This is a genomic window from Flavobacterium zhairuonense (assembly GCF_004352915.1).
Lineage (GTDB): Bacteria > Bacteroidota > Bacteroidia > Flavobacteriales > Flavobacteriaceae > Flavobacterium > Flavobacterium zhairuonense.
This window is the reverse complement of record NZ_SJSY01000071.1, coordinates 259,511-279,218: the sequence shown is the minus strand read 5'-3', so window position 1 is coordinate 279,218 and position 19,708 is coordinate 259,511. Positions and strand designations below refer to the sequence as shown.

Here is a 19,708-nt window from a genome sequence, read left to right as displayed (position 1 = left end):
AATCTAAAATCAGAACTCAAAAAGTATAATTATTGTGCTAATCCAATCAATACATCAACAGAAGCAGCTTCTGGCGTTGCATCAAAATTATCTTTGATATCGTTTAAATATTTTAAAGCATCTTCTTTTTGACCTAAAGCGATTGCTGTTTTAGCTGCTTTTAGCAAGAAACGAGGCGTAGTAAAATCATTTTTGTTAACCTCAGACGCTTTAATGTAATAGCTTAAAGCTTCTTTTTGATTGTTTTTTTGAGAGTAAGCATCTCCAATTGCACCAGTTGCCAAAGCTCCTAAAATTGCATCTTGAGACTTAAATTCTCCAAGATATTTGATAGCATCATCAAATTTCCCTGTATTCAAATATGCCATACCAGCATAGTAATTTGCTAAATTTCCGGCATCAGTTCCAGAATATTCATCAGCAATTTTAATGAATCCGAATTTACCTTCAGAACCGTTTAATGCCAATTTATACAATGAATCACTTGCAACACCGTCAACAGCTTTTTGAAAATTTTGCTGTGCAACAAACATTTCGTTTGCAGCTTCGTCTTGTTTTGGATTTTCAATAAATTTTTGGTAAGCTAAATAACCAATTGTAGCTACTGCAATACCAGCAACCAAACCAATAATGATTTTTTGATTTTTAGCCACCCAATCCTCAGTTCTTGAAGCTGTTTCATCTAATTTTGAGAAAACGCCAGCAGTTGTGCTGTCTTTTTCGTCAATAATTACTTGTTGTTCTTCAGTAACTTCTTTAACTTCCTTCTCTTTTGGTGTCTTATATCCTCTTTTATTGTAAGTTGCCATTTAAAAATTATTTAGTGAACGGCAAAAATAAAATTTTTCTTGAAACTGAGGCAAAAAAAATCAATTTTATCACTATTTTAAAAAAAATATTTTTCGAGTTCGCTTGTCCTTTCGCGGAAGCGTCAAAATAAATCGGCTGGAGGTTGCGCCAAAGCCAATTATATCAATAATTTTCGGTAATTTGCAGCCTCAAATTTTTACTGTCCAAAAACAGCAAATTTCATACTTGGAGTCCCTAAAAAATGCATTTAAACAAAATCTCTTTATTCAATTATAAGAACTTTTCAGAAGCAAGTTTTGATTTCGACATCAAAATCAACTGTTTTGTGGGGAAAAACGGCATTGGAAAAACCAATGTTCTCGACGCAATTTATCATTTGGCTTACGGAAAAAGTTATTTTAATCCGCTTGCAGTTCAAAACATCAAACACGGTGAAGAGTTTTTTGTAATTGATGCCGAATTAGACAAAAACGAGAGAACAGAACAAATTGTCTGCAGTTTAAAAAAAGGACAAAAAAAGATCTTAAAACGAAACGGAAAACCTTACGATAAATTTTCAGATCATATTGGATTTATTCCGCTCGTAATTATTTCGCCTGCCGATAGAGATTTAATTGTGGAAGGAAGCGAGACACGCCGCAAATTTATGGACAGCGTGATTTCGCAGCTTGATTCTGCCTATCTGCATGAATTGATAAATTATCAAAAAGTGATCACGCAGCGAAATGCGCTTTTGAAATATTTTGCGCTCAATCACACTTTTGACAACGATACCTTATCTATATATAATGAGCAGCTGAATGAATACGGGAAATCAATTTTTGAAAAACGAAAAGATTTTCTCGAGCAGTTTATACCTATATTTAACAGGCATCATCAAGCGATAACCGGATCCGAAGAAAATGTTCAGCTGGTTTACGAAAGTCATTTGTTTGAAAAAGATCTTTTGACGCTTTTGCAAGAAAACATTAACAAAGACCGAGCATTGCATTATACAACTGTCGGAATTCACAAAGACGATTTATCTTTTGAAATTGATTCGCATCCCATAAAAAAATTCGGATCGCAAGGACAGCAGAAATCCTTTCTGATTGCTTTAAAGCTGGCTCAATTTGAATTCCTAAAAAAACAAAGTGGCGTAAAACCCATTCTTTTGTTTGATGATATTTTTGACAAACTGGATGAAACTCGCGTTGCCAAAATTGTAGAAATGGTAAACAGTGAAACTTTTGGTCAGCTTTTCATATCGGATACGCATCCCGAAAGAACTGAAGCAATTGTAAAATCAACACATCAGAGTTATAAAATATTTAATTTGTAAAGTTTTTTTGCCACTAATTAAAACTTTGACAAAGTTTTGAACTTTGTCAAAGTTGATCGATATGCAATAAAAAAATTAGTGTAAATTCGTGCAATTAGTGGCGAACTAAAAAAAACAACTGCAATCAAAAACATAGAATATGCTAGCGAAAGAATCATTGCAATTTTTAGACGATTTAAAAAAGAACAACAATAGAGACTGGTTTCAGAACAATAAAAAACGTTATGAAATCTTCAAAAAAGACTATCATCAATTGGTAAGCGATTTTCTGGATGTTATGAAACCGCTAGATCCTTCTTTAGAATTATTAGAAGTTAAAAATTGCACCTTCAGAATCAATCGTGATATTCGTTTTTCTAAAGACAAATCACCTTATAAAGCACACTTAGGAATCTGGATGTCTGGCGGGACAAAAGGCTTAAACCGTGCTGGATATTATGTTCATATAGAGAAAGGTGCCAGTTTTATAGCAGGCGGATTTTATTCTCCTGAATCGGAAGATTTGAAAAAGGTTCGCAAAGAAATTGCTTTTTTCTATGATGATTTACAGGAAATCTTAAATGATAAAAACTTTAAAAAGGAATTTGGAAGTTTAGACATCAACGAAAACAATTCGCTGAAAAGCATGCCTCGCGGTTACGAAAAAGATCATCCTGCAATTGAGTTTTTGAAACTGAAAAGTTTTACAGCTACTCAAAAATACGATATCTCCGAAGTTACTCAGAAAGATTTCGTTTCAAAAATGAGCAAAAAACTGATTGCATTAAAGCCATTAAACGAATTCATAAACCGAGCTTTAGATACTGAAGAATTCTAAAAAAGATTAGATCGCCACGAATTTCACGAATTGACACGAATTAATTAGTGGAAATTTGTGAAATTCGTGGCGAAAAAACATTTTATTAATGAAAAGGAAAATACTTTTTCTTGGAGAATCTTACCGTGCTGACGCCATTACTTGGATGAAAGGTCTGAAAGAATTTGGCGACTTCGACATTATAACTTGGGAACTCCAAACCTCAAATAATCAAAGATTCAAACGTATTTTAGAGTATTTCTTTGCCCCGATTTCGATTCGAAAAATCATCAGAAAAGAAAAACCAGACATGGTGATTGCCGAAAGAACAACCAGTTATGGATTCTTAGCTGCAATATCAGGTTCAAAAACTATAGCAATCGCACAACAAGGCCGAACTGATTTATGGCCGGAAGAATCTAAATTGTATCCATTTAAAAAATTCATTCAGAAATATGCTTTCAAAAAAGCCCATTTAATTCACGCTTGGGGGCCTGTCATGGCAATTCACATGAAAGCAACTGGCGTTGATATGAACAAAGTTTTGGTTCTCCCGAAAGGAATTGACTTAGCACTTTTTACACCTTCAACAAATAATTCAAACAAAATTGAAGCTATTGTAACACGTTCACTTCAGCCAGAATATCGACATGATTCTATTTTGAAAGCTTTTGGAATTTTGAATCAAAAAGGAATTGATTTTTCATTGACGATTGTTGGCGACGGAACAAGATTGCAATCTTTGAAAGATTTAGCCAAAGAACTGCAAATTGAAAACAAAGTCATTTTTACAGGAAGAATTCCGAATACAGAACTTCCAAAATTGTTACAGCGATCAAACATTTACATCAGCATGCCAATTACCGAAGGTGTTTCGGCATCTTTGTTTGAAGCAATGGCTTGCAATTGTTATCCCGTAGTTTCTGATATTCCCGGAAACCAGAGTTGGATCACTCATCGAGAAAATGGCCAATTAATTGAAATTGACAATATTGAAATGTTAGCAGAAGAATTAATTTGGTCATTTGAAAATGCTGAATATAGAAATAACGCCATTCTTCGAAATAGAAAATTTGTAGAAGAAAATGCGAATTATGATAGTAATATGAAGGTTATTTCGGAGAAATATCATGAGTTGCTGGATTCGAGAAAATGATTTAACCGCAAGATTCACTACTAATATAAAGACTTAACTCTTCGTTTTTGGATAAGCTAAAGAAACCTTTTTCTTTATATTATCATAAACGACATAATGAAAATTGTCATTTTCTTTTAAAATAAAAACCTTACCATAAATTTCATTTTGAGTAAAAACAATTTTACAATTAGACAAATTGATTGTATTTATTTGATCTGAGCAATCTTTTATAATTTCTTCGGGCTGATTTTTATCTGTATTTTTCCAGACATAACCATATAATTTCCATTCGTTATGAAAAGATTCCATCAATTGACTATAAAGCATTTTATCTTTATCATCTTGTAAATCACCATTACTAGTAATTAATCGAATAGCATCATCACCTTCTTTATAAATATAAAAAACACCTAAATCTCTAATTATTTGGGATTTTTGTCTTCTCTCCTGCCCACAAAGAAGACCAAAAAAATTCACATCTTCTACAATCATGCGTACATGATAATCATCAAGCAATACATATGTGCCAGAAGTAAAAACAGAACAACCATCAGCGCATTCGACTGATTCATCGCTTAAAAACGTTCCATCTGAGCGAAAAGTTAAAATACGGCCATAAGGACGTTCTTTTTCCTTGACCAAAGAATAACTCCCAGAATCCCTGTATCCAATTATATCTTTTGTTTTCCATCTTCCTACGATATCAACTTGCGCATGAGAAATAACAGAAAAGAAAATATTCAAAATAAAAAAAAGAAAGCTTTTATTCTTAAAGATTGATTTCGACATAATTACGAGGCTATAATTAATTTCAAACTTACAAAAAACAAAGCCAAATTAGCAACCAACAAATATAAGAACACCAACAGGCTTAATAATTTTATTTTTATCTGCCGATTTTGACAAATAGAGTGTGAGACTCGAAACATTATAATGATTTGCCGTATCTAATATTAAATCTAATTTCCCATCACCATCAAGGTCTCCCGCAAAAACTACGCTAACCATTTGGTCATCAAAATTCTTTTTTGCCGTTAAAAGCTCTGTCATCACTTTTCCATTTCTGGAAGCTGTCAAATACAATTTATAATCAGAAACCACTAACCAATCTGAATCGGGATGTTCTTTTTTCTTTTTCCCAGTTGCAAATAATTTATATTGGGTTCCTAAAAACTGAAATTCGTAATTTTCTCCGGGGTAAACATTTTTAGGCAACTTTACAAATTCGACATTTCTGTCTGCAAAATCAGGCATTTTTTCAACCAAAATAACACAAGTATCCTTGATTTCAGTGGAAACTTCCCAACCTGTTTGCTCTGTTTCATCTTCATCTAGAACAGGATCAAAAGCATGATTTATCGAAATAGCTGTTTTAGAGAACAAATAATTATTTCCGCTTTTAAAAAGACCATACCAGATTTTCTTTTGTAAATTCGAATCAACTTCATCACCATGAAACAAACCTGTCCAAAGAATATTAGCCTTTAAAAGACTATCAACAGGATACGAATAATTATCAATTTTACTTTCTGCTGTTTCTACCTTCGCTTCTTTGGAAAGTCTAACATTTGATTTTGCAACACTTTTGACTTTAGTCTCAGATTTATTACAACTAATTTGAAAACCAATAATTAAAAAAAGCAGTATTTTATAACCTATTTTCATCTTAACAAAATAAAATTTCAGAATCAAACATACAAAAGTTAAATAGTATTAATAAATTTAAACATAACAAATAAAGATTAATTAACCGGCGAGGTTAGCAAAGTTTAAATTCATACTTTTGAACTCAGATTAAAAAAGCCTTTTATATGGAAATCCAATCCAATTTTTCTTTAAAAAACTACAATACTTTCGGCATTGAAGCCAAAGCAAAACAATTCGTTGCGGTACATTCTGTTGCTGAATTGAAAACCATTTTAGAAGAAAACAAAAACGAGAAAAAGTTTATTTTAGGTGGAGGAAGCAATATGCTTTTAACCAAAGATATTGACGCTCTTGTGATTCATATCGATTTAAAAGGAAAAGAAATAATCAAAGAAGATGATGATTTTGTTTGGGTTGAAAGTCAGGCTGGCGAAACTTGGCATGATTTCGTTCTTTGGACAATCGACAACGATTTTGGCGGATTAGAAAACATGTCTTTAATTCCTGGAAATGTCGGCACAACGCCAGTTCAGAATATTGGCGCTTATGGAACAGAGATTAAAGATACTTTTGTTTCTTGCGACGCCATAAATATCGAAACTCAGGAAACCAAAACTTTCACAAATGCCGAATGCGATTTTGGTTACCGCGAAAGCATCTTTAAAAATGAAGTAAAAGACCAATTCATTATTACTTCGGTTATATACAAATTGACAAAACACAATCATAAAATCAATACTTCTTACGGAGATATTTTGGCTGAATTGGCAAAAAACAACATTTCTGAACCAACATTAAAAGATGTCAGCAATGCTGTAATTACAATCAGACAAAGTAAATTGCCAGATCCAAAAGAATTAGGAAACAGTGGAAGCTTCTTTAAAAATCCGATTTTACTGAAATCTGATTTCGAAAAAATCCATCAAAAGTTTCCAGAAATGAAATTCTACGAAGTTTCAGATACTGAAGTTAAAGTTCCTGCTGGGTGGTTGATTGAGCATGCCGGATTAAAAGGAAAACGTTTTGGAGAAGCTGGAGTTCATAAAAATCAGGCTTTGGTTTTAGTGAATTACGGAAATGCAACAGGACAAGAGATTTTAGCAGTTTCTAAAGAAGTTCAAAAAACGGTTTTTGAAACTTTCGGAATTCAAATCGAAGCAGAAGTGAATGTGATTTAAAACACAAATTTCACCAATTGGCACAAATTTAAAATCATTGTCAGATTGAGCGAAGTAAAAGTCTTTCTGCATAAAAACCTTTGAACCTTTGCTTCTTTGAGCCTTTGAACCTAAAAAAGAAAAAATGTATACTCCAGACCTATACAAAAACGAAAATCAAGAAGAAATCAGAGCTTTTTTGAAAGAAAACAGTTTTGGAATTCTGATCAATCAAACTAACGGAAAATTATGTGCAACACATATTCCAATAGAACTTGAAGTTAACGCTGACGGAAAAGAAATTCTGCAAGGGCATATTTCTAAACTGAATCCGCAGGCAGAAGGTTTTAAAGAAAATGATCAGGTTTTAGCAGTTTTTACTGGTCCGCATAGTTATATTTCTTCGTCTTGGTACGATCATGAAAATGTGCCAACTTGGAATTATATAGCCGTACATGTTTATGGAAAAATCAAGATTGTAGATTATGAAACTTCGGTAGCACAATTAAAGAAACTGGTCGACAAATACGAAGCAAATTCTGAAAGGCCAATCCGTGTTGAAGATTTATCAGCCAAAACAATGCGTGAAGCAAGAGGAATTTACGGTTTTGAGATTGAAATCAGTGAAATTCAAGCCACTAAAAAACTCTCTCAAAATCGTGATGATTTTAATTATAAAAACATAATTTCGGAATTAGAAAAAACCGAAAACCCTCAGGCTATTGCTGTTGCAAAAGAAATGTCAAAATGCCGAAAGTAAATTGGTTTTGGACATTGAAAATTAGGAATTCATAAGTACATTTGCACTCGCAAGATTCAGAAATTAAAAGATATTAAAATCAGATGCTTACAATTTTATTTTACTTTTTTATTGCTATCGTTGTCGTACAACTTTTTTATTACTTAGGTGTATTTGGAAAGTTTGCTTTCGCTAAACAACAAGAAGTTACACAAAAAAAACTTCCAGTTTCAGTAATTGTCTGCGCTAAAAACGAAGAAGAAAACGTAAAGAAATTTATACCGCTATTAGCCGAACAAGATTATCCAGATTTTGAAATTGTTTTGATTGATGATGCTTCAAGAGATGAAACCTTGGAAGTTTTTGAAGAATTTGAACAACAATATTCAAATATTAGATTAGTTAAAGTTGAAAACAACGAAGCTTTCTGGGGAAACAAAAAATACGCGCTGACTTTAGGCATCAAAGCTTCTAAAAAAGAATACCTATTATTTACAGATGCCGACTGTTATCCAACATCAAAAAACTGGATCACATCAATGACTTCACAATTTACCATGAACAAAACTATTGTTTTGGGTTATGGTGGTTATGAAAAAATCGAGCGTTCGTTATTAAACAAAATCATTCGTTTTGAAACGGTTTTAACAGCAGTTCAATATTTGTCTTGGGCAAAAATTGGTTTGCCTTATATGGGAGTTGGAAGAAATTTAGCTTATAAAAAAGACGAATTCTTTAAGGTAAACGGTTTTATCGATCATATTCAGGTGCGTTCTGGCGATGATGATTTATTTATAAACCAAGCTGCTACTAAAGAAAACACAACAATTTCATATAATCCAGAAAGTTTTACTTATTCAAAACCAAAAGAATCTTATAAGGAATGGTTCAGCCAGAAAAGAAGACATGTTTCGACAGCGGAATATTATAAGTTTTTTGACAAAATGCAATTAGGCATTTTTTACACCTCACAATTATTCTTCTTTTTATTAGTTATACTTTTATTGTCTTTCCAATTTCAATGGATCGCTGTATTGGCAATATTGGCAACACGCTATACCGTTGCATGGACTGTAATGGGATTTTCGGCTGGAAAACTAAAAGAAAAAGATTTGAAAATCTGGTTTCCTGTTGTAGAGATAGTGCTGATATTCACACAAATTAATATCTTTATATCTAATATCTTTTCAAAACCGGTACATTGGAAATAAATTCTAAAATAGAAAAAGCAAAAAAAGGCGATCAGATCGCCTTTACTTTTTTATTAGATTTTTATTGGAATGAAGTTTACGGCTTTATGCTGAAACGCACCGAAAACGAAACCATTGCTGAGGATATTACCATAGAAACCTTCTCAAAAGCTTTTGACAAAATTGCCACGTATAATTCTGAATTCAAATTCAATACTTGGCTGATCAGCATTGCGAAAAACGTATACATTGATCTGCTTCGAAAAAAGAAATCAAGCCTTTTTATTGAAATTACCGATAGCGAAGATCAACAGGCATACAATATTGCCGACCCTACTCCATCTGCAGAAGATGCATTAATTAAAGAGCAAAATCTTTCTCGTTTGCTTTTATGCATCAAAGAATTAAAACCCCACTATCAAGAAGTTATTCAGTTGCGTTATTTTCAGGAAATGTCTTATCAGGAAATTGCAACTAAAATTGATGAGCCTTTAAGCAATGTAAAAGTAAAACTTTTGCGTGCTAAAAAATTATTGGCAGAAATCATTGAACGTAACAGATAATTTATTATCTTTAAGAAAAGAATAAAATATAATCATATTTTTTCTTAAAAAGCTAATTATCTAACATACTAAAACAACAACTTCTACGTTGTTTGCTAACAAACCCAAACCCTATTCGCGTATGATTTAAAGTTACTTAACCTTAAAATCCAAAAATCATGTCAAAATCAAGCATCTATGAAAGCAAGTGGACCGATCTTGTTTTCGAAAACAAAAACAAAGAGTATGGCGCGTATCAATTACGCCAAGAAAATTCTAAAACAACAGTTACCGCATTATTTATGGGACTGCTATTGATAGCTGCCTTGGGAAGTGCGTCGATGCTGATTAATAAATTAAAAACACATGAAATCGTCGAACATGAAATACCGCCGGGACCTTTAACACCAGTTAAAATCACGCCCGATTTGGTAAAACCTGCACCACCTGCACCTGTTGCACCTCCAACGCAAAGCGCTCCAGCTGCGCCATCGATCAATACGCAATTGGTAAATCCAGTTGTTACAGTGGCTTCTCAGGCGACGCCTGACATTGCAACAAACATTGAAAATCATGCTGTTGTAGACAATGTAGTACCTGGTGATGGATCAATTTCAAATGTAATACCGGGAAGCAACGGTGGAGAAGGAACTATTGTAGATCCTGCTCCGGTAGACAACACTCCTGTAAATTCGGCTATATTAGACAAAATGCCAGGATTCCCAGGCGGAATGGATAAATTTTACAGTTATGTTGGAAACAACTTTAGAAGACCAGAACTAGATGCCGAAATGACTCTTAAAGTTTATGTTTCTTTTGTAATTGAAAAAGACGGCTCAATAACTGACATCATGGTACAAAAAGATCCAGGTTACGGAATGGGCAAAGAAGCAATTAGAGTTTTAAAATCATTGAAAACAAAATGGACTCCAGGTATCTTAAACGGAAAACCTGTAAGAACAGCATATAATCTTCCGATTACAATTAAAACACAACCGGAATAAAATAATAATCGAAAAGTGGAAAAGCAGGACTTAGGTTCTGCTTTTTTTTTGATTTTACTTAATCAAATATTTTTATCTTTAAGTCTATTTTTACTTAAACCCAGAACCAAATGCCATTCACATTTGCTCATCCAGCAATAATTTTACCGCTAAAATATTTTCCCAAAAAATGGTTTTCTTGGACAGGATTAATTATTGGAAGTCTCGCTCCTGATTTTGAGTATTTTATTCGGATGAAAGTTCAGAGCAAATACAGTCACACATTTTCTGGAATATTTTGGTTTGATTTGCCATTAACAATTCTGCTGGCTTTTGTTTTTCATAATTTGATCCGAAACGATTTATTCTTAAATCTCCCAATTTTTTTTAAATCGAGAACAATTGCTTTTACAGAATTCAATTGGCCAAATTATTTTAGCAGAAATTTATTTATTGTTTTATTATCGGCAATCATTGGGATCGCTTCTCATCTTTTTTGGGATGCCTTCACGCATGAGAACGGTTATTTTGCAATCCATATTCCAAAGTTAAGAGACACTTTTGTTCTTTTTGGAAACAAAGTAACTTTTTGGAAGGCTGCACAACATCTAAGCACCATAATTGGAGCATTCCTCATAATAATAGTCTTTTTAAAACTTCCAAAAAAGCACTGCCATCAATCTCGATTAAATTCAAAATACTGGATTTTAATCATTGTTGCTTCAACAATTATCTTCGGATTAAGATTTCTAGTTTCTTTGAATATAAAAGCTTACGGAAACATAATTGTTTCTCTAATTTCATCATTTTTACTTTCGTTAATTATCTCTTCCTTATTAATTAAATCTGAGAGCAATCATAAAATTTAACAAATTCAATTACCTTTACGTCTCCTTAAAAGCAAAACAATTTTATTAAAATTAAAAACTAAAAAATGGGAATATTTTCTGCACTAATGGGCAACGCAGGTACTGTCAGCCAAGATGATCTATTAAAGAAATACGGTCAGCTTTTAACTGACAATGAAGAAATCGAAATGGGTTTCAAATTGATCCGTGATACTTTTATTTTCACCAATAAAAGATTAATTCTGGTTGATGTTCAAGGGATAACAGGAAGCAAAACAGAATACAAATCGATTGCTTACAAAAGCATTACTCGTTTCAGTGTTGAAACTGCAGGTACTTTCGATTTAGACGCTGAACTAAAAATTTGGGTTTCAAGCGAATTAAATCCGAGCATTGTAAAACAATTCAATAAATCTGTAAATGTTTATGATGTGCAGAAGGTTTTGGCACATCATGTTTTAGGATAATCTGTACAATAAAAAAACGGCAAATTTAAAATTTGCCGTTTTTTTTTAGAATATTATTTCTTCTTTGCCGTAGTTGTCGTTTTCTTAGTTGTTGTAGCCTTTTTTGTTGTAGTTGTTGTCTTTTTGGCTACAGGAACTGTATTGTCAATCTTCTGTTGCACATATGGCTTGTACAAACCATCTTTTTCTGCTCTTTTTTTCGCATCATCAGCTCTTTTAGCTGAATCTGGATGCGAACTCATCATTTGATCAAGAAAAGAAGCTTGGCTTCCTTCGCTCATTTTTGCCAAAATTCTAAAAGCAGATTCTTCAGCATTTACATCATAACCATGTTTTTTCATAAAATTATACGCAAACAAATCGGCTTCAGCTTCTTGTTTACGGCTAAACTTACTATCTACCATGGCGCTTCCAATTTTCCCTAACTGGCTATCCGTAACTGTGCTGATTTTTACAGATTGAGAAGATGCCCCATCAATTAAAGCTTCTTTTTGATAAGCTGCTCGCATAGCATCTCTTGTATCATTGTTTGCAACGTGCCCAATTTCATGTCCAATTACCGCAAGCAACTCATTATCATCCATAATATCCATTAAACCAGAATATACGCGAACACTTCCATCTGCTGTTGCAAATGCATTCACTTCTTTCAGTTTATAAACTTTATAATTCAGCGTATAGCCTTCACCCGAAGTATATTTTCCAAAAACCCTGTTTAATCTTAAAGTATAACCGTCGTTTGGCCCAGCAACTTCATTAGTAGAATCTAATTTACGTACTGCTTCTTTAGACAAAGCTGCCGCATCTGCATTAGTCAAGGTAAAACTAGTCACCCCTTTTTGAAGTGCGCCAATTGCTTTATCGCCCAAATTAATTTGTGCATTCATTTTAGTAAAAACCAATGCAGCAAACAATAATCCTGTTACTATAATTTTCTTTTTCATGTTTTATATGATTACAATTTAACAACAAATGTAGTACAACAAAATGCTTTTGTTTTCACACAAAGCTAGTTTTTTCAACAATTAAAGGTATAAATTTTATACGAGTTACAAGCAATATGTGTTTACATATTCATATAGAGACAAATAAAAAGCCGAGAGATTTTGATCAATCTGTCGGCTTTTTGATTTATGCAAAGAAAAATTACTTCTTTTTTGCAGTTGTTTTTTTAGAAACTGTTTTTGTTGTCGCTTTTGCGGCTACAGGTGCTGTATTGTCAATTTTCTGTTGCACATATTCTTTGTAGAGGCCATCTTTTGTCGCTCTTTTTTTTGCATCATCTGCTCTTTTTCCAGAATCAGGGTGTGAGCTCATCATTTTAGTAATAAAAGATGAATCAGCACCTTGACTTAAATTTTGAAGAATTCTAAATGCCGATTCTACTGCATTTACATCATACCCGTTTTTTTTCATGAAATTATACGAAAACAAATCTGCTTCAGATTCTTGTTTTCTGCTGTGTTTGCTATCAATCATGGCGCTTCCTAATTGTCCTAATTGAGAAGCTGTAAGAGTTTCCATTTTTCCTGATTGTGATGACGCGGCATCTAACAATGCTTCTTTTTTATAAGCCGCTTTTATTGCATCTCTTGTATCATGATTTACAACGTGCCCAATTTCATGCCCAATAACAGCAAGCAATTGATTGTCATCCATAACATCCATTAAACCTGCAAACACGCGAACACTTCCGTCTGCACAAGCAAATGCATTGATATCTTTCACCAAATAAACCTTATAATTCAAAGTAACTCCTTCACTAGAAATATGTTTCCCAAACAAACGATTTAATCGAATAGAATAACCATCTGTTGCAGGAGCTACAGGATTATTAGCATCTAATTCATCTATCGATTGTTTAGCCAAAGCCACAGCATCTGCATCGCTAAAAGTAAATCCTGAGACACCTTTACCTAAGGCTCCCATTGCTTTATCTGAAAGTATTTGCGCATTCATTTTAGTAAAACCAAAAACTGCGAATAAAACCCCTAATACAATAAATTTCTTTTTCATGTTTTTTTAAGCTATAAATTTGGCAGTAAAATTATTGTACTATTATTTTTACAATATCTTAAAAAGGCAAATTTGCATCAGAATAAGGTAAATTTTAATATTTCGAAAAAGCCAGCTTAAAAATCAACTTTTTAAGTAAAAAATTGAAAGATGAAACTAAAAACACATCTAAAGAAAAAACATTCTTATTTGAACTTGAAGCATTAAATTGAATAAACAAACATCAAAAGCAAACGAAAAGCAAATTAGCATCTTCAAATAAACTACATTCCGTATCTTTGTGTTTTGAATTTTGATATATGGAAACAGTCATTGAAAATATACCAACTGGAAAACCTAAATGGTTAAAGGTTAAACTTCCTATTGGACAAAAATATACTGAACTTCGTGGTTTAGTAGACAAATACAGCTTAAACACAATTTGTACTTCTGGAAGCTGCCCAAATATGGGAGAGTGTTGGGGTGAAGGAACTGCAACTTTTATGATTCTTGGAAATGTGTGTACACGTTCATGCGGATTTTGTGGCGTAAAAACCGGAAGACCTGAAACAGTTGATTGGGACGAACCTGAAAAAGTTGCACGTTCTATAAAAATCATGAATATTAAACATGCAGTAATCACAAGTGTTGACAGAGATGACTTGAAAGATGGAGGGTCTATTATCTGGATTGAAACGGTAAAAGCAATCCGAAGAATGAATCCTGAAACTACGCTTGAAACCTTAATTCCTGATTTTCAGGGAATCGAAAGAAATATTGACCGAATTGTTGAAGCAAATCCAGAAGTAGTTTCACACAATATGGAAACAGTTCGTCGTTTAACTCGTGAAGTTCGTATTCAAGCTAAATACGATCGCAGTCTTGAAGTTTTGCGCTATTTAAAAGAAAAAGGAATCAATAGAACCAAATCTGGTATCATGCTAGGTCTTGGTGAAACTGAAGAAGAAGTTTTTCAAACTATGAGAGATTTGCGTAATGCAAATGTTGATGTTGTTACTATTGGTCAATACCTTCAACCAAGTAAAAAACACTTGCCTGTAAAAGAATTTATTACTCCTGAGCAATTTGCGAGATATGAGAAATTCGGACTTGAATTAGGTTTCCGTCATGTTGAAAGCGGTCCTTTAGTTCGCTCTTCATACAAAGCACAAAAACATATTTTATAAATTTTAGGTTAATCGTTTAACTGGTTAATCGTTTAATCGCAAAGAGATTTAACGGTTTCAAACAAATAAACGATTTTAACGATTAAACGAATAAACCAAATAATTGAAAACAAGAATTGCTATAAATGGTTTTGGGAGAATTGGAAGAAATTTATTCCGTTTGCTTTTAAACCATCCTGAAATTGAAGTTGTTGCAATCAATGATATTGCGGACAACAAAACGATGGCACATTTAATAAAATATGACAGCATACACGGCGTTTTGCCTTATGCTGTGAGCCATAATGAAGAATCAATTATTGTGGACAACAAGCAGTATTTATTTTTTCATGAAAAAAGCATTTCTAATTTAGACTGGAAAAGCCATAATATTGATTTTGTAATAGAATCAACAGGAAAATACAAAACACACGAAGAATTAAATGCACATCTGGAAGCTGGAGCAAAAAAAGTTATTCTTTCGGCTCCTTCGGAAGTAGACACAATAAAAACTGTGGTTTTGGGTGTAAATGAAAACATTCTGGACGGAAATGAAAATATAGTTTCAAATGCAAGTTGTACGACAAACAATGCTGCTCCAATGATAAAAATCATTGACGAACTATGCGGCATCGAGCAAGCATACATTACAACTATACATTCGTACACAACTGACCAAAGCCTTCACGACCAACCACATAAGGATTTGCGCAGAGCTAGAGGCGCAAGTCAGTCAATTGTTCCAACAACTACAGGTGCAGCTAAGGCATTAACAAAAATTTTTCCTAAATTGCATCAAAAAATCGGAGGATGTGGCATTCGTGTCCCTGTTCCCGATGGTTCATTAACAGATATTACTTTCAATGTAAAGCGCGCTGTTACTATTGAAGAAATTAATAAAGCTTTTGAAAAAGCCTCAAAAACAAATTTAAAAGGAATATTAGATTACACAGAAGATCCAATCGTTTCTGTTGATATTATTGGCAATACGCATTCGTGTTTATTTGATGCTCAACTTACATCGGTTATTGATAAAATGGTAAAAGTTGTGGGTTGGTATGATAATGAAATTGGCTATTCATCAAGATTAATAGATTTGATTTTACTGATAAGAAAAACATAGATTCATTGTAAAAGCATTGCCATACATGAAATACCGAATTCTTATTCTTATTTGTTTTTTAAATTCATTTTTGTATTCTCAAACTAAAAAGAATACAGATAGCGTTTCCTATTACAATAAATTAGCCAATTCAAATCTCGATAAGCAAAAGTATAAACAAGCCGTTTTTTACACTAAAAAATCTATTGACTTTTGCCAAACCAACAATAAAACCGAAAATTTAGCCAATCAAACTTTCAAGCTGGGAAAAATTTATTACAACCAGCAAAAATATGATGAAGCACTAAAAAACTTTCACAAAAGCGTTTCCTTATTTGACAAAGTAAAGCCAACTTGCACTAAAATTTTGGCATTACATTATATTGGAGCCACAAACACTGCGCAAGGAAACTTTGAAATTGGCAATATCTATTACAAAAAAGCAGACAGTTTATTAAGAGAGCTAAAACTTGTTGATCATGCTGAAATTTTGGATTACCAAAAGGCAATGGCATTAAAAGCGGGCAAAAACTTACCACTATCAGTAAAGACTTTCCAAAAAATAGTAAACAAACCAGACAACCCAAAAATAATCAAAACCAAAGCCGATTCGTATTATCAGCTTGGATTGATCGAAACAACGCTGAAAAGAAATGATTCGGCTTTAGTTCATTTTGACAATGCATTAGATTATAGTGCCAAGAACAACAACTTGGCTCAAAAATCTAAAATCATACTTGCTATCAGTCAGTATTACAAAAAGAATCGAAACTTTGATCTTGCCTATTCTTATCTCGATGAGCATTACCAAATCGAAAACTATATTTTAAAACTGAAAAATGCAAAATTGGATTTCAATGATTTTGAAAAATTCAAAAAAACACAATCTATAAATAATACGCTGAAACGCGAAAGTGATCAAAAAATCCAGCTAAAAACCTATCGTTACTCAAAATTGGTAAGTATTTTAGCCATTGCATTAATTTCAATTTTATCGCTTTTAAGTTTGGCTTTATACAAAAACAATATTATTCGAAATCAGAATAATTTACTTTTAAGAGAAAAAAACAAAGAATTGATTCTTGCCAAAAACAAAGCAGAAAAAGCATCAAAAGCCAGATCTGAATTTTTGTCAACTGTAAGCCATGAACTCCGGACACCATTGAATGCGATCAACGGAATTACGCATTTGCTTTTAGAAGACAATCCAAAAAAGAATCAGTTAAAATACTTGGAATCTTTGAAATTTTCGGGCAATTATCTGACTACATTTATCAACGAGATTTTAGAAATCAACAAAATCGATTCTACAAAAGTCGAAGTTGAATACATCAGTTTCAATTTAAAAGAACTTTTATTCAACATCCAGAGTTCTCTTAAAGAATTGGCCGCTGCCAATAAAAACTATTTCAATCTTGAAATCGACGAAGCTATTCCTGATAATTTGATTGGGGACCCAACAAAATTATCTCAAATTATACTAAACCTAATCAATAATGCTTTAAAATTCACGCAAAACGGACATGTAAATGTGATCGCGAAATTGTACGCAATTGAAGAAGAAAATGCAACCGTTTATTTTGAAATCGTTGATACCGGAATTGGAATTCCAGAAGATAAACTGCAAACTGTTTTTGAAAGTTTTTCTCAAGGCTCTATTGAAGTAAACCGCAAATATGGCGGAACTGGCTTAGGATTAACTATTGTCAAAAAACTAATTGAGCTTCTTGGAGGAGAAATAAAACTTAAAAGTGAAGTGGGCAAAGGATCGACGTTTACCTTTAAGCTGAATTTCAATATTAATACTGAACCATTGGAAGCTGTCGAAGAAACCACCAAACTTTACAGCGACAAACAATTAGAGCACAAATCGATTTTATTGATTGAAGACAACAAAATCAATCAGATGATTACGCGCAAAATGCTGGAGAACAAAGCAATTTGTTGCGAAATAATTGATAATGGCGAAGAAGCTGTCGAACTTTTAAAAGTGAAGCGTTTTGATATGGTTTTAATGGATGTGCATTTGCCGGGCATTAACGGAACAACTGCCACAAAAATGATTCGAGAGTTTGACAAAACAACACCGATTATTGCTCTAACAGCAATTTCTCTTGACGAAAACAGAGACATGCTTTTATCTTTCGGAATGAATGACGTTATTACAAAACCTTTTGTTCCAGATGAATTTTATAGCATAATTGCTAAGTTTTTTGATTAACTAAGATGCTAAGTTACTAAGATGCTAAGACGCTAAGTTTTTAAGAAACTAAGTTTTTTTTATGTATTCTAAAATTGTCGCGTCAAAATTTTGCTGATGATTTATGAAAGTGCTTTTTATTGGCAAATAATACAATTGAGAAACCAATTTTGAATCTTTCAAACGAACATAATCTTTCTCGGTTGTTATTATTTTTCTTCCTTTTGCTTTTTCTTGAATGGATTCTAAATCTGCATCTGAAAAATGATGATGATCAGGGTAAGTCAAGCATTCATCATTTTCATTCTTTAAATAATCGAAGAATGGTTTCGGTTTAGCAATACCGGCTAAAAGTAATTTCGATTCTTGCTTGATTTTAGCAACCTCAACTTTTTCATTTTGCCCATAGATTATTTCATCATAATCTATAAAAGTAAAAAAGATTTGTTGCGAACAGCTTAATTTTAGTTTTAACCGAATTTCGGTTTGTTCTTCTTCAGATAAAATTTTAGGGCATTTTGTCACCACAATAATATTTGCTCTTGCTGCGCCACTCCTACTTTCACGCAAATTTCCTGTAGGCAACATAAAATCATCAGCATACAAATCATCATATGCACTTAGTAATATATAAAAACCGGCTTTGACTTTTCGATGCTGATAAGCATCATCGAGCAATACAATTTCAGGTTTTTCTTTCTGCGAAAGCAATTGCTGAATTCCGTTTGTACGATTAGCATCTACTGCTACCATTACATTTGGAAATTTTTGATAAAACTGAAACGGTTCATCGCCAAGAATTTCGGCATTTGAATTTTCATCCGCCAAAACAAAACCTTCCGATTTTCTTTTGTAACCACGACTTAAAGTAGCAACTTTATATTTGTCCGATAACAACCGTATTAAATATTCAATTTGAGGCGTTTTTCCAGTTCCGCCTACACTCAAGTTTCCAACCGCAATTACTGGAATATCAAATGAAGTCGATTTTAAAATTCCTTTGTCAAAAAGAAAATTGCGGATTGAAGTAATGAATCCGTATAAAATGGCAAATGGAAAAAGTAATTTTCGAAGTATGTTCATATCCTTATTTATCTGAATAATGACCTTTTGCTGAAACGACAAAAATTGTCACAGTATCATCTTCTAGATAATATATCATTCTGTCTTTTTAATTTATTCGTCTCGACCAAAAACCAGTAAGTTCATATTTTAAAGGCTCAGGATTTCCAATTCCTTCAAAAGGAGTTTCAGAAAGCTCTAAAAGAATTTTCTCAATATTTTTAATACTCTTTTTATCTCCTGATTTATAATGTTGAATAATATGTTTTTTTGCTAATTCTTTTATTTCAATCCTAAACTTCCCCATACGTCTTTAGGATTAATTTCTGTACTATTTTTACTTTTAGCTGATTTTAAAACCATATCAACAAACTCTGGATTATATGGACTTTCTTCCTCGTTCACCTGTCCATAAGAATCTGTTTCGACAATTTCAATACCCTCAACACCTTTAAAAAAAGCTTCAAACATCGCCATAAATGCTTTTCCTGCTTTAGTACGATCATTTATTTTTATTGTTGTCATGAGCTGTTACTTTAATATTA

21 protein-coding genes are annotated in these 19,708 nt (G+C 32.8%); 13 read left to right on the top strand and 8 right to left on the bottom strand.

Annotated elements, in window-relative coordinates; all coding sequences use genetic code 11:
* Positions 1 to 29: 29 nt before the first annotated feature.
* Entirely contained in the window at positions 30 to 809 is a 780-nt protein-coding gene (locus tag EYY60_RS10235) for a tetratricopeptide repeat protein (protein WP_132989247.1), read from the bottom strand.
* Positions 810 to 1,051: 242 nt separating this feature from the next.
* On the opposite strand from EYY60_RS10235, the gene recF reads away from it, so the two are divergent.
* From recF to EYY60_RS10220, 3 genes are all read left to right on the top strand, one after another.
* Positions 1,052 to 2,131: a DNA replication/repair protein RecF gene (gene recF, locus EYY60_RS10230; protein ID WP_132989246.1), complete on the top strand. Its 1,080-nt coding sequence runs from the start codon at positions 1,052 to 1,054 to the stop codon at positions 2,129 to 2,131.
* A 139-nt stretch (positions 2,132 to 2,270) separates the two neighbouring features.
* Positions 2,271 to 2,948, top strand: a complete 678-nt coding sequence (locus EYY60_RS10225) for a DUF2461 domain-containing protein (protein ID WP_132989245.1) — start codon at positions 2,271 to 2,273, stop codon at positions 2,946 to 2,948.
* An 88-nt stretch (positions 2,949 to 3,036) separates the two neighbouring features.
* A complete protein-coding gene (locus tag EYY60_RS10220) occupies positions 3,037 to 4,083 on the top strand; it encodes a glycosyltransferase (protein ID WP_132989244.1) in 1,047 nt (348 codons plus the stop codon).
* 33 nt (positions 4,084 to 4,116) lie between these two features.
* On the opposite strand, the gene EYY60_RS10215 is transcribed toward EYY60_RS10220, so the two are convergent.
* Positions 4,117 to 4,854 carry a hypothetical protein gene (locus EYY60_RS10215; protein WP_132989243.1) on the bottom strand — a complete coding sequence of 246 codons (738 nt, stop codon included), beginning with the start codon at positions 4,852 to 4,854 and terminating at the stop codon, positions 4,117 to 4,119.
* Positions 4,855 to 4,902: 48 nt separating this feature from the next.
* Complete coding sequence (locus EYY60_RS10210) at positions 4,903 to 5,730, bottom strand: VCBS repeat-containing protein (protein WP_132989242.1); 828 nt, start codon at positions 5,728 to 5,730, stop codon at positions 4,903 to 4,905.
* Positions 5,731 to 5,876: 146 nt separating this feature from the next.
* Here EYY60_RS10210 and murB point away from each other — a divergent pair, with 146 nt between their 5' ends.
* The 7 genes from murB (at position 5,877) to EYY60_RS10175 (ending at position 11,638) form a co-directional block, all read left to right on the top strand.
* Complete coding sequence (gene murB / locus EYY60_RS10205) at positions 5,877 to 6,890, top strand: UDP-N-acetylmuramate dehydrogenase (protein WP_132989241.1); 1,014 nt, start codon at positions 5,877 to 5,879, stop codon at positions 6,888 to 6,890.
* A gap of 124 nt (positions 6,891 to 7,014) precedes the next feature.
* The gene (locus EYY60_RS10200) at positions 7,015 to 7,629 is read left to right on the top strand and encodes an FMN-binding negative transcriptional regulator (RefSeq protein WP_132989240.1); all 615 of its coding nucleotides are present in this window, start codon (positions 7,015 to 7,017) and stop codon (positions 7,627 to 7,629) included.
* Positions 7,630 to 7,712: 83 nt separating this feature from the next.
* Positions 7,713 to 8,819 carry a glycosyltransferase gene (locus EYY60_RS10195; RefSeq protein ID WP_132989239.1) on the top strand — a complete coding sequence of 369 codons (1,107 nt, stop codon included), beginning with the start codon at positions 7,713 to 7,715 and terminating at the stop codon, positions 8,817 to 8,819.
* Complete coding sequence (locus EYY60_RS10190) at positions 8,810 to 9,361, top strand: RNA polymerase sigma factor (protein ID WP_132989238.1); 552 nt, start codon at positions 8,810 to 8,812, stop codon at positions 9,359 to 9,361. The genes EYY60_RS10195 and EYY60_RS10190 overlap by 10 nt, the downstream gene beginning before the upstream one ends.
* Positions 9,362 to 9,519: 158 nt before the next feature.
* On the top strand, positions 9,520 to 10,344 hold the full coding sequence (locus tag EYY60_RS10185) for an energy transducer TonB (RefSeq protein ID WP_132989237.1): 825 nt from the start codon (positions 9,520 to 9,522) through the stop codon (positions 10,342 to 10,344).
* Positions 10,345 to 10,454: 110 nt separating this feature from the next.
* The gene (locus EYY60_RS10180) at positions 10,455 to 11,192 is read left to right on the top strand and encodes a DUF4184 family protein (RefSeq protein WP_132989236.1); all 738 of its coding nucleotides are present in this window, start codon (positions 10,455 to 10,457) and stop codon (positions 11,190 to 11,192) included.
* A 65-nt stretch (positions 11,193 to 11,257) separates the two neighbouring features.
* Positions 11,258 to 11,638, top strand: a complete 381-nt coding sequence (locus EYY60_RS10175; RefSeq protein WP_026727729.1) for a PH domain-containing protein — start codon at positions 11,258 to 11,260, stop codon at positions 11,636 to 11,638.
* A gap of 53 nt (positions 11,639 to 11,691) precedes the next feature.
* On the opposite strand, the gene EYY60_RS10170 is transcribed toward EYY60_RS10175, so the two are convergent.
* Entirely contained in the window at positions 11,692 to 12,582 is an 891-nt protein-coding gene (locus tag EYY60_RS10170; RefSeq protein WP_132989235.1) for a M48 family metalloprotease, read from the bottom strand.
* Between the two features lie 202 nt (positions 12,583 to 12,784).
* Complete coding sequence (locus EYY60_RS10165) at positions 12,785 to 13,654, bottom strand: M48 family metalloprotease (protein ID WP_132989234.1); 870 nt, start codon at positions 13,652 to 13,654, stop codon at positions 12,785 to 12,787.
* Between the two features lie 299 nt (positions 13,655 to 13,953).
* On the opposite strand from EYY60_RS10165, the gene lipA reads away from it, so the two are divergent.
* The 3 genes from lipA to EYY60_RS10150 all read left to right on the top strand — a co-directional run bounded on the left by lipA (position 13,954) and on the right by EYY60_RS10150 (position 18,122).
* Positions 13,954 to 14,820 carry a lipoyl synthase gene (gene lipA / locus EYY60_RS10160; protein ID WP_132989233.1) on the top strand — a complete coding sequence of 289 codons (867 nt, stop codon included), beginning with the start codon at positions 13,954 to 13,956 and terminating at the stop codon, positions 14,818 to 14,820.
* A 103-nt stretch (positions 14,821 to 14,923) separates the two neighbouring features.
* Positions 14,924 to 15,922 carry a type I glyceraldehyde-3-phosphate dehydrogenase gene (gene gap / locus EYY60_RS10155; protein WP_132989232.1) on the top strand — a complete coding sequence of 333 codons (999 nt, stop codon included), beginning with the start codon at positions 14,924 to 14,926 and terminating at the stop codon, positions 15,920 to 15,922.
* A 25-nt stretch (positions 15,923 to 15,947) separates the two neighbouring features.
* A complete protein-coding gene (locus EYY60_RS10150) occupies positions 15,948 to 18,122 on the top strand; it encodes a tetratricopeptide repeat-containing hybrid sensor histidine kinase/response regulator (protein ID WP_132989231.1) in 2,175 nt (724 codons plus the stop codon).
* A 48-nt stretch (positions 18,123 to 18,170) separates the two neighbouring features.
* Here EYY60_RS10150 and lpxK read toward each other — a convergent pair whose 3' ends face one another.
* The 3 genes from lpxK to EYY60_RS10135 all read right to left on the bottom strand — a co-directional run bounded on the left by lpxK (position 18,171) and on the right by EYY60_RS10135 (position 19,688).
* Positions 18,171 to 19,184, bottom strand: coding sequence for a tetraacyldisaccharide 4'-kinase (lpxK, locus tag EYY60_RS10145; protein WP_132989230.1), 1,014 nt, complete (start codon positions 19,182 to 19,184; stop codon positions 18,171 to 18,173).
* Positions 19,185 to 19,272: 88 nt separating this feature from the next.
* Entirely contained in the window at positions 19,273 to 19,470 is a 198-nt protein-coding gene (locus EYY60_RS10140; RefSeq protein WP_235832315.1) for a Txe/YoeB family addiction module toxin, read from the bottom strand.
* Positions 19,446 to 19,688, bottom strand: coding sequence for a DUF2683 family protein (locus EYY60_RS10135; protein WP_132989229.1), 243 nt, complete (start codon positions 19,686 to 19,688; stop codon positions 19,446 to 19,448). The genes EYY60_RS10140 and EYY60_RS10135 overlap by 25 nt, the downstream gene beginning before the upstream one ends.
* Positions 19,689 to 19,708 lie beyond the last annotated feature (20 nt).